Raw genomic sequence first — 8,792 nt, forward strand, 5'->3', positions numbered from 1 at the left:
CCGTCCCCTTTTTCGGATTTATTTTACGTGTAATGTATTGCAGTTCGCTTGCAAAACTTCTTTTAAACGCACGGCAAGCGTTCCGCATTGCTTATCAAGAGTATTAAGTTCGCGGTGAAAGTTTCGGCTATTCGTTTGTACGTATATTTCACTTTCCTTTATTGTGGATATTTCATCACGCAAGACTAAATATATCGGAAAGATACTGTTCCCTCCCGAAAAATAGCGGTGTATTTCGGTTGTTTCGCCCGCGACAGTGATCGATCCCGTAACCTCGTAAGCGTCGTCACTGTCGATTCTTTCGATATTAATTTCGATTTCTACTCTTCCCATTCATCCCGTCCCCCTTCATCTTTTTTATCCTGCGATTTCCTTAACACGAATCATTAAGGCACCTAATTTATCGCGTGCTATGCGCGCCTTGTCGTAGGTTGCCTCCGTTGGCTCATGTGCGTGCACTAGCCCTATTTCCGTCATTTCGATTGCTGCTGCGACTAACGGCGAAGGTTCTAATTGTTTTAGTTCGTGTAAATCCTCTTGCAAAAACGGAATAGCGCACTTACGGCCGCCGTAACAATCCAGCGTGATTGTGGCCGCTAATAATGTGTGTTCTGTGACTTTACGAGCTACTGATCGCCTTATTTCGTTCGTCATGTGTATATATCTCCTTTAGATTCGTATTGTTCTTGACCTTCGACGTTTGACGTGTTATGCTTTAATTGGGAAAACACACGTTCAATTTCTTTTAAACGTTCAAAAAAAGAAGCAAATTCTCCTTGAACATCGACAATTTGAGCAAGCCTAGTGCGCGTGTTGTATGAAATTTCTCTGCGTCCTGCTTCAATGTGTGCAACTGTGGACTGCGATAGGCCAAGCGCGTCCGCAAACTCCTTTTGCGTCATTCTTTTCTGCAAACGCATGTCTTTAAATATGTTTTTTTCCACTCCTAACCCTCCTTTTTATGCGTTAATGGTTAAAAATCATGCGGGCTTTAATAGCCCTACTACTGTAAAATGGCGTTTCCGTCCGCTAACTACGCCGATTTATCAGAATTGTTTCGATTTCTTTCACTTCTCCGACGATCTGCGCTTAATTCGCACGTAGATAGCTTAGACTGCTCCCCTTTTTCCGTCCTACCATGCTGTAAATCGCATACATACCGCCGAAAGTCGTGAGCATAAAAGGCACCTTGACACTCTAGGCATTCTCGTACTCGCGTGATGTCTAGCCGCCTAATTCGGCGTAATGTATCGGCGTATTGATAGCCCTTTGACTCGTATTTCCGTGCGTATTTGCGGGCATTCATCTTAACTTTTTCGAGTTGTCGCCGGAAAGCGTCGACTGTCGGCGTAATTTCCGCGAATAGTTCATCCTCCACCGATTCGACTAACGGCAATTCGCGTTCGGACACTGAATATGGCTGCTTGGTGGGCGTAATTGATTCCGCAGAGTCTGCCGCGCCTGTATCGTGCTCGGACTCAAAGAAGATTGAACGCTCTTTTTCCTTACGGCCAAATTCCCTTCGCAGTTCCGTATCGGGATTTAGTATGGGATAGTCGGCAAACTTCTCTTCTTCCTGCTTGGCGCGCAAAATGAAATCAGCGAGCACTTCCGCGACGGTGATCGTTGGCTGTATTACTTTCCGCCTTGTCGCTGGATGCCGTATGAACGGCTTGTCCACTTTTATAAGCGATGGATCGAGCCACTTCTCCGCAAAGTCTGCGGCGAGTTGATTCCGTTTCTCTTGCGGCATATGTTGCGTATAATATTCGTACCACAATTTATAAAGTGCGCGCTGTACTGCGATTTCTGCTTCTGTCAACATTCGGCTGCTCCCCTTTCGGAATTGGCTGCTGCTTGGTGGTACGGAACTAATTTCATGTACCGAATCTATCTCTTTATTCTCTTTAAAGTTCTTTGGCGCAATAATATCTATGTGTATATGCGCTACGTTGCGTAAGGGAATTTATTCCCGCACGCTATGTTTCTAAATCTCGTTAAATAAGTCTAGTTAAGTAAGTCTAGTTAACATGAAGTAGCTTCGTGTACCATATACCACTAATTGCATGTACGGTACTTGCATTAACTTCATGTACTGCGTTTTTTATCTCTATATTCCGCCCACCTTTCGTGGCTCGCTTCCTTCCGTTCCTCCGAACTCTTTAGAGCATCCTGATAATTGCGCCACGCTTTCGGATATTTTGCGTAAAATGCATCAACGTCCAAAGGTTCGAGTGGCACGTATTGCCCTTTTTGGGGTATTGCGAGCAGTCCCGCCTCAACTAAATCTCGTAAATGTCCTCCTATTGATCGCGAAGAAATGCCGGATTTCACAGATAATGTTTCATGTGATGGCCACGCGGCACCCTCTTTGACGTTGTAATGGTCGATTAAGATTGTATATAGGTGCAGACGACTTGCGCTCATACGATCATGGTGGATATAATGCAGTGCGTTTGCCGGAAACGGGATAAATTTACGATCATTTTCGCCCGGCTTCGTCTTATTTACTGGCGTTAGCTGCGTTTGTTGCCGTTGGTTGCGTTCAGTCATTTGTCATTACCTCCCATAATTTCGTCTAATGCCGTATTTAGTGCTGGTGTATTGCGGAAAACAAATACTAGATAGCCTGGTGTCTTGCGCGCCTGCTCTACGTCGAGCGGAAGAAAACCACGACGCATTAACGCACGGGCAACGCGTAAAGAACGGATGCACTTTTGCGTGGTCATTTGAACGACTCCTTTCGTTGGTTTATTGTTTGCCACTGTATATCAACGCAGTCGCCTGCGGAATTACCTCTTACTAGCTATACCGTTTGAAATCGCCAAGTGCGGAGTTATTCGCAAAATTCTTTTTGTGCTTATACTACGGAAGGGGACGCGCATGCTCACTTTTGGGACATTTTCAAGCAAGTTTTTTACTCCCTTACTAGTTATATCGAAATTAAACGCCAAGTGCGGAGTTATACGCGAAATTCTTTTTACGCTCTTACCGTCTTATATACAAAGCGCGAGGTGTTTCGCACACTTTCGCTAATTAATGAACTTAAAGACCTATGCCCTAAATGCAAAAAAGGACGCCCGCAAGCGCCCCTCACCCTAGACAATCGGTTATAACCGTTATGCGACGGTCAAAAAGAAATAACTCGATCTCGTTTATTGCGCCAGTCAACGCGTGTAAGTCGCGCAGCAACGCCTTGTCTTGCGTAGCCTTAAATTCTTCGCCAGCCGCGTAAAACTCCGCCTTTAAGAAGTCTAGCGCGCGTTCTAGCCGCCCCATTATACCGCCCCTTTGTCGCGGTCATAGGCAGCTAGTCGCGCCAGCCGCTCGCCTACTTCGCCGTAATGATTGCGAAAGAAGTCACGCAGCGGCAACAACTTTAACGCCGTATCTTTAATGCGCGCACGGTCTGCGAGCAATTGGCGCATTTCGTCCGCCGTAGCTTCGATGTCGCCGCGCTTGCCTAGTTCGTTCAGCCGCCGGTCTATTTGCGAGTTAAGTTCGCGGTAAAAATCAAAGTCAGCCGTAATAAGTTCGTTTAACGCGTTGAGTTGGTCGATATACTTTTCATGCGGTTTCGCCATGTTGCGCGCCCTCCTTTGCTTCGATTGCCTCCACTACTTGCGCAAGATACGCCTTAGCCTGCTCGAGTTGCGCCGGGTCTGCGGTTGACTTACTTGGTACTAGCGTCCATGCGCCGACTTTAACTGCCGTCATCTTAAACGACCGCCTTTCGTGCCAAACGTTCAGCCTCTAGTTTCGCGTCGAGTGACTTATTAAGGCGCGCCAGTAATTCGAGTAGTTCGATCGGTTCTGCCGTGTCTATTTGCGCGAACATGGCCGCAGCTTCCGGCGTATAGTGGAACTCGATTACATCTTCCTCGTTAATGCGGAGTACCGCTTCGTCCACCTCGTTGTAGATTAATAGCTCAACCCCCGGAATGATTTCGTTTACAGTTTTTAGCATAATATAAATCCCCTTTCACTTTTGAACACCTTAGTGTGCATTTGTTAATTCTAACTATAAACACCTTAGTGTGCATTGTCAACAACTTTCTAGCATATTTTTAAAATAAGTTACACACCATAGTGTTTACTGGTTTATAATAGGAGTAGATACTAAAAGGAGGAAATAATTATGATTATTATTAAATTGCGGGAAACTATGAAGAAAAAGGATTTCAACATCGGGAAACTTGCGGAGGCTACCGGCATGCACCGTAACGGAATTTCAAAAATATTAAACGAAAAGAATAGTGGAATTGAATACGAAACGATCGACAAGCTATGCAAGGCATTAAATTGTAAAGTTGGCGATATTATCGAATATGTACCGGACAAAGACGACTCTGCGGAATAATCGCGGAGTCTTTATTTTTGGCGCAAAAAAACCTTACGCTGCAAACGTAAGGCGTGTCATTCTAGTATTAACGTTTAATCTTCCACTTGCCGAGTATACTTTGATCCGCAACCACGTCGCCATTAACTGCGCTTACTATGTCGGTCAATACGTTTTCCGACGATCCTACTACGTCTTGCATCATGTTACCGATGGACGTCGCAAAACTTAACTTTTCACTCTCACTACTTTGCGCCCAGGTCAGTTCATCTACGTATATCTTAGCTTTAAAGTGCGCAGACAACGCTTCTATTTCCGCCGCAAGAATAATTTCGTTAGATTCCGCAATCCATTGAGCTGATTTTTCGTTAAATTTCTCTATGATTGCGTCCTTACGTTCCTCTTCCTTGCGTTTTTCTTCCTTAGCGCTTTGTTCTTCTGCGGCTTTCTTAGCGGACTTTTCTGCGGCAACTTTCTGTTTCTCCGCCTCTTTAGCGGCTTCTTCTGCGCGTACTTCCTCGTCCCATGCCGCCAGCTGTTCATCTGAAATAAATATCGAACTGATTGCGCCTATTATTGTTATGAATACAAAAAAGGCAATAGGATAAATCCACCAGCGCTTGTATAACGGCTTCTTTTGCTTATTCTCCTTCAACTTTACATATCCCCCATTCTCTTTGTAACTTTAATTTACGTAATTGTATAATAGTACCATAGCATAGTTTACTGAATAGTCAATCCCTATATTTGAAGCAATATTCGAAATAGGCAAGCGCTTAAAACACGTTAAGGAGAACGATCTTGCGCACGGTGAGTATTGCGAATGGCTCGAAACTGTCGGGATGGACAGGCGGAGAGCGGCGGAGTTTGTAAAGGTATTCGAGGAATACAGCGGCAAGGATGTCCGCACGTTCGGACATTTAGGATTGCGTGCACTCTACGAAATCGCAACTCTACCGCAAGAACAACGCGAGCAACCGCACACAATACCGTCCACAGGCGCGACTAAGACGGTTGACGAAATGACCGTGCGTGAGGTTAACCCCCCAAAATGAAAAATTTTGTTGCGTAATTTTTTTTGCGCCATTTAAGCTGCGTAGTCGATCGTATGACCGCGCGCGCAATACTGTCGATGTTATCGCGTCCGCCTACCGAAAAACTCTTATATATTGCTTGACTTCCGCGACCTCAAATCAGCAGAATGGCTTGCACGCTCCAGGAAATCGGCGCAAAAATTGTTACCTTACTTCTAAAAACGAAAGCGCAGCTAGTTTCGTAGATAGAGTAAAGTAACGATTGCATTATTCAGCGTCATGGATGACGTCCGAGGTTGCTCGTATGCCCTTGTTGAATCGCGATCTTTCGACCGACACATTCCCGCCGTTTTACCGTCCACGTCGATAGCAGAATGTATTTACCCGAGCCGTAACTCGCCAGTAAACCACCAGACCGTTAAGGGCCGTCCTCGCCCATTCGTCGCCCAACGCAACAAGGAACGTATTAGCAGGCGATATAGCCGAATTTATTGCGTTGGCTCGGCGTGACCGGTCAAGGTTAGATTAACGACGTATTACTAGGCGATTCCACGTCGGAAATTGCGCATACTCAAATAAACCTCGCTACTTGTAATTTTTCGCGAAATCCGTTAGAATGGCTATACGTAGTGGTATAGCGCAACTTCTTATTAAGTTGTGGGGAACGTCTAGCGATTGCCGTCGCTGGGCGTTCTTTTTTTGTTAACGTAACTTCTTTCGTATTCGATTGATCGGCGAGTGCACTGTATGCTTTGTGCGAACGTCTACATCCGTCATTTGAATATAACGGCGCACCATCGCGATATTGCTATGGCCGAGAATCCGCATAAGCGTATAAGGGTCGCCACCTTCGAGAATGTAGTTCTTGGCGAACGTATGCCGCCACGTATGGGCCGTGCTTCGTATGACCTTACCTACGCCCGTTACATCTCCGTAATACTTCAAACGCTTGTTCATCTGTGTATCGCGCACATCCTCTCCGTAGACGGATAAGAAAACGCGTCTGCCCTCTCCAAAGTGCTGCCGGTTCTCGTCTATGAGTTCGAGCAATAGCTTTAGCGTCTCGGGTGAGATTGGTATAATACGATAGCGTCGGTTCTTGTTAAACTTCGCCTCTAGCGAAATTACGCGCGCCTTTATGTCGATAACGTCAGGCGTTACGCTAAGCGCCTCATTCATGCGCATACCGGTATCTAATAGCAGTAGCTGGAACACATAATCGCGGAAACCTACGTAAGTGCGTTGATTACAAGCGGCTAGCAAGGCGTCCACCTGCTCGTCACTAAACGCCTCTATCGCGTCCTCATCGTCTCGCTGCGTCTTAATCGTCCGCATTGGCGTTATAGGTATGTAACCCTCGCCTAGCCAATAGTTGAACGCGACCTTGAGCGCCCTTATCCGCATATTTACCGTAGCAGTAGCTAGTCCCTTTCCGTACGTACCGGCTTTAGCGGTCATATTGAAGTGCCCCTTATAGCGCGGCGCTTCGTTCGTGATGTAGTCGATGTATTCGCGGATCATCTCGCCCGTAATATCGCTGATGTACTCAACGTTATAACCGACCTCGTATAACCATGTCGTAAAGTAGCGCCATGTATTCGAGTAGTCCTCTATTGTGCGCGGACGCAGGTTCTCGCCTCTTTTAGCGGCAAGAAACAACCGCCATGCGTCGTCTATACCTACCTTCGTAAAAGCCGGCGTCTCTACGCGTGGACGTGAATAAGCAACCCTTCGCCTTTTAAACGTTCGTTCTTCCGACATAACAAAAAACGCCCCCTAACCGCGTATGAATACGGTCAGAGAGCGTAATTACAGTTCTGTTATGCGATTAAGCGAGTGGTTGACTACAAAACCCTGCGAAGTTGAATACGTCATCCTAGCGATAGACATACCGCAGAGTTTACGGTCAACAATTCTTCGGCGTACCCTTAGCGGTAGCTGTTCTGAATGAAGTTCCGCAACCACATGATGCGATGGCATTCGGGTTTTCGATCGTAAAACCGCCACCCATAAGAGATTCTTTATAATCGACTTTTGTACCATCGAGAATGGCTGCATCCTCTTTTGACACGACAATTTGAATCCCATGTTGTTCTAAAAGGAAATCATCCTCTGTTTGTTCTTGTTCGAAGCCTAATCCGTATGTTAACCCACTGCATCCTCCACCATTCACAGCAACACGTAGAAACGATCCTTCTTCTTCGTTGTGTACCATCATCTGTTTTACGTGATAAGCAGCAGCTTCTGTAACTTCAACGTATTGTTTCATATCCATTCACCTTCCCGCTTTTCTTTATCATAACAATGATTCTGTAAGTTTCGCAATCAAAATTACTCCATCTAGACGGAAATGATGTATAATGAATTTATAGTGCGAAAGGATGATGACGCATGGAAATAAGTCCTGTATATATAAAGAAAATGGAATGCTTAAATTGCAAGGATAAATTTACTACAACAAAGATTCGGTCTCGGTTCGTCCGAGTTGTCGAACACGAACAAGATTTTAAACCCATTTATGCGGATCCTTCAAATAACCCATTATTTTATCATGTTGCCGTTTGTCCACATTGTGGATTTTCTTTTACCGAAGATTTTTCGACGTACTTTGCTCCTGGTGTGAAAAATGAGATTACGAAGACCATTACTTCGTTATGGAGCGGTAGGTCTTTCGGCGAAGAACGGACGATTGACGAAGCAATTGAAACCTACAAACTTGCCTATTTGAGTGCAAGCATTAAAAAAGAAAAGGCGTTGACGATGGCGGGGATTATCCTTCGAATCGCGTGGCTCTATAAGGAGCGGCAAGATGTGACAATGGAAAAACGTTTTCGTTCCATTGCACGTGATTTGTATACGGAAGCTTATACTGAAGGGGATTACGTCGGGACACAAATGTCTGAAACAAGAGTTTTGTATTTAATGGCCGAGCTTTCCCATGCAATTGGGGATCGGGACGCGGCCACTCGGAATTTTTCCCGTGTCATTGAAAATCAACGGACATCAATTGAACCGAAAATCGTGGAGATGGCAAAAGAGAGATGGCATGAAATTCGTGAGGTCAAAAAACAAAGTGGCTAAACGGAGCGTCAAACTGCTTTTTAAATGATAAAACCGCATGGACCCGAGATTGGTCTACATGCGGTTTTTAATTTGAATTAAAATACTTGTTCTACTTCCACTACGCCAGGTACTTCTTCAAGTAATGCGCGTTCAATACCAGCTTTTAATGTGATCGTCGAGCTTGGGCACGTGCCGCAAGCACCTAAAAGGCGAAGCTTAACAATACCGTCCTCAATATCGACCAGTTCACAGTCTCCGCCATCACGTAGTAGGAATGGGCGTAATTTATTTAATACTTCTTGTACAGGTTCCATCATTGCAGTATCAGTCATTGTGTTATTTCTCTCCTTTCCTTA

16 protein-coding genes are annotated in these 8,792 nt (G+C 45.3%); 3 read left to right on the forward strand and 13 right to left on the reverse strand.

Translation table 11 applies throughout. The annotated features are described in order from the left end of the window. Positions 1-18: 18 nt before the first annotated feature. The 9 genes from NRI27_RS16875 to NRI27_RS16915 form a co-directional block, all read right to left on the reverse strand. Complete coding sequence (locus tag NRI27_RS16875) at positions 19-333, reverse strand: hypothetical protein (RefSeq protein ID WP_371391738.1); 315 nt, start codon at positions 331-333, stop codon at positions 19-21. 24 nt (positions 334-357) lie between these two features. Then, positions 358-654, reverse strand: coding sequence for a hypothetical protein (locus NRI27_RS16880; protein ID WP_371391739.1), 297 nt, complete (start codon positions 652-654; stop codon positions 358-360). Then, on the reverse strand, positions 651-944 hold the full coding sequence (locus NRI27_RS16885) for a helix-turn-helix transcriptional regulator (RefSeq protein WP_371391740.1): 294 nt from the start codon (positions 942-944) through the stop codon (positions 651-653). The genes NRI27_RS16880 and NRI27_RS16885 overlap by 4 nt, the downstream gene beginning before the upstream one ends. 89 nt (positions 945-1,033) lie before the next feature. Next, positions 1,034-1,825, reverse strand: a complete 792-nt coding sequence (locus tag NRI27_RS16890) for a hypothetical protein (protein ID WP_371391741.1) — start codon at positions 1,823-1,825, stop codon at positions 1,034-1,036. 263 nt (positions 1,826-2,088) lie between these two features. Then, entirely contained in the window at positions 2,089-2,553 is a 465-nt protein-coding gene (locus tag NRI27_RS16895; protein ID WP_371391742.1) for a helix-turn-helix domain-containing protein, read from the reverse strand. After that, on the reverse strand, positions 2,550-2,729 hold the full coding sequence (locus NRI27_RS16900) for a hypothetical protein (protein ID WP_371391743.1): 180 nt from the start codon (positions 2,727-2,729) through the stop codon (positions 2,550-2,552). The genes NRI27_RS16895 and NRI27_RS16900 overlap by 4 nt, the downstream gene beginning before the upstream one ends. A gap of 364 nt (positions 2,730-3,093) precedes the next feature. Then, positions 3,094-3,279 (reverse strand): hypothetical protein, encoded by a 186-nt coding sequence (locus NRI27_RS16905; RefSeq protein WP_371391744.1) that lies wholly within the window; start codon positions 3,277-3,279, stop codon positions 3,094-3,096. Further along, positions 3,279-3,584 carry a hypothetical protein gene (locus NRI27_RS16910; protein WP_371391745.1) on the reverse strand — a complete coding sequence of 102 codons (306 nt, stop codon included), beginning with the start codon at positions 3,582-3,584 and terminating at the stop codon, positions 3,279-3,281. Before NRI27_RS16910 ends, NRI27_RS16905 begins: the two co-directional genes overlap by 1 nt. Positions 3,585-3,718: 134 nt before the next feature. After that, the gene (locus NRI27_RS16915; protein WP_371391746.1) at positions 3,719-3,967 is read right to left on the reverse strand and encodes a hypothetical protein; all 249 of its coding nucleotides are present in this window, start codon (positions 3,965-3,967) and stop codon (positions 3,719-3,721) included. A 171-nt stretch (positions 3,968-4,138) separates the two neighbouring features. Between NRI27_RS16915 and NRI27_RS16920 the strand changes: the two genes are divergently transcribed. Further along, the gene (locus tag NRI27_RS16920; RefSeq protein WP_371391747.1) at positions 4,139-4,360 is read left to right on the forward strand and encodes a helix-turn-helix domain-containing protein; all 222 of its coding nucleotides are present in this window, start codon (positions 4,139-4,141) and stop codon (positions 4,358-4,360) included. Between the two features lie 67 nt (positions 4,361-4,427). On the opposite strand, the gene NRI27_RS16925 is transcribed toward NRI27_RS16920, so the two are convergent. Then, positions 4,428-4,994 (reverse strand): hypothetical protein, encoded by a 567-nt coding sequence (locus tag NRI27_RS16925; protein WP_371391748.1) that lies wholly within the window; start codon positions 4,992-4,994, stop codon positions 4,428-4,430. Between the two features lie 109 nt (positions 4,995-5,103). Here NRI27_RS16925 and NRI27_RS16930 point away from each other — a divergent pair, with 109 nt between their 5' ends. After that, a complete protein-coding gene (locus NRI27_RS16930; protein WP_371391752.1) occupies positions 5,104-5,394 on the forward strand; it encodes a DUF3102 domain-containing protein in 291 nt (96 codons plus the stop codon). 681 nt (positions 5,395-6,075) lie between these two features. Here NRI27_RS16930 and NRI27_RS16935 read toward each other — a convergent pair. Both NRI27_RS16935 and NRI27_RS16940 read right to left on the reverse strand, forming a co-directional pair. After that, positions 6,076-7,134: a tyrosine-type recombinase/integrase gene (locus NRI27_RS16935; protein ID WP_371391749.1), complete on the reverse strand. Its 1,059-nt coding sequence runs from the start codon at positions 7,132-7,134 to the stop codon at positions 6,076-6,078. A 145-nt stretch (positions 7,135-7,279) separates the two neighbouring features. Further along, a complete protein-coding gene (locus NRI27_RS16940; protein WP_371391753.1) occupies positions 7,280-7,642 on the reverse strand; it encodes a HesB/IscA family protein in 363 nt (120 codons plus the stop codon). A gap of 122 nt (positions 7,643-7,764) precedes the next feature. Here NRI27_RS16940 and NRI27_RS16945 point away from each other — a divergent pair, with 122 nt between their 5' ends. Beyond that, on the forward strand, positions 7,765-8,454 hold the full coding sequence (locus tag NRI27_RS16945) for a DUF2225 domain-containing protein (protein ID WP_317943970.1): 690 nt from the start codon (positions 7,765-7,767) through the stop codon (positions 8,452-8,454). 77 nt (positions 8,455-8,531) lie between these two features. Here NRI27_RS16945 and NRI27_RS16950 read toward each other — a convergent pair whose 3' ends face one another. Continuing rightward, the gene (locus NRI27_RS16950) at positions 8,532-8,768 is read right to left on the reverse strand and encodes a NifU family protein (protein WP_371391750.1); all 237 of its coding nucleotides are present in this window, start codon (positions 8,766-8,768) and stop codon (positions 8,532-8,534) included. Between the last annotated feature and the right edge of the window lie 24 nt (positions 8,769-8,792).

Source organism: Sporosarcina sp. OR05 (assembly GCF_041414805.1).
Taxonomy (GTDB): Bacteria; Bacillota; Bacilli; order Bacillales_A; family Planococcaceae; genus Sporosarcina; species Sporosarcina saromensis.

Bases quoted from the DNA above. Each gene is read 5' to 3' on its own strand.
- NRI27_RS16950 (WP_371391750.1), bottom strand. From the start codon at position 8,768: ATGACTGATACTGCAATGATGGAACCTGTACAAGAAGTATTAAATAAA.
- NRI27_RS16900 (WP_371391743.1), bottom strand. From the start codon at position 2,729: ATGACCACGCAAAAGTGCATCCGTTCTTTACGCGTTGCCCGTGCGTTA.
- NRI27_RS16890 (WP_371391741.1), bottom strand. From the start codon at position 1,825: ATGTTGACAGAAGCAGAAATCGCAGTACAGCGCGCACTTTATAAATTG.
- NRI27_RS16935 (WP_371391749.1), bottom strand. From the start codon at position 7,134: ATGTCGGAAGAACGAACGTTTAAAAGGCGAAGGGTTGCTTATTCACGT.
- NRI27_RS16895 (WP_371391742.1), bottom strand. From the start codon at position 2,553: ATGACTGAACGCAACCAACGGCAACAAACGCAGCTAACGCCAGTAAAT.
- NRI27_RS16920 (WP_371391747.1), top strand. From the start codon at position 4,139: ATGATTATTATTAAATTGCGGGAAACTATGAAGAAAAAGGATTTCAAC.
- NRI27_RS16905 (WP_371391744.1), bottom strand. From the start codon at position 3,279: ATGGGGCGGCTAGAACGCGCGCTAGACTTCTTAAAGGCGGAGTTTTAC.
- NRI27_RS16915 (WP_371391746.1), bottom strand. From the start codon at position 3,967: ATGCTAAAAACTGTAAACGAAATCATTCCGGGGGTTGAGCTATTAATC.
- NRI27_RS16940 (WP_371391753.1), bottom strand. From the start codon at position 7,642: ATGAAACAATACGTTGAAGTTACAGAAGCTGCTGCTTATCACGTAAAA.
- NRI27_RS16880 (WP_371391739.1), bottom strand. From the start codon at position 654: ATGACGAACGAAATAAGGCGATCAGTAGCTCGTAAAGTCACAGAACAC.
- NRI27_RS16945 (WP_317943970.1), top strand. From the start codon at position 7,765: ATGGAAATAAGTCCTGTATATATAAAGAAAATGGAATGCTTAAATTGC.
- NRI27_RS16875 (WP_371391738.1), bottom strand. From the start codon at position 333: ATGGGAAGAGTAGAAATCGAAATTAATATCGAAAGAATCGACAGTGAC.
- NRI27_RS16910 (WP_371391745.1), bottom strand. From the start codon at position 3,584: ATGGCGAAACCGCATGAAAAGTATATCGACCAACTCAACGCGTTAAAC.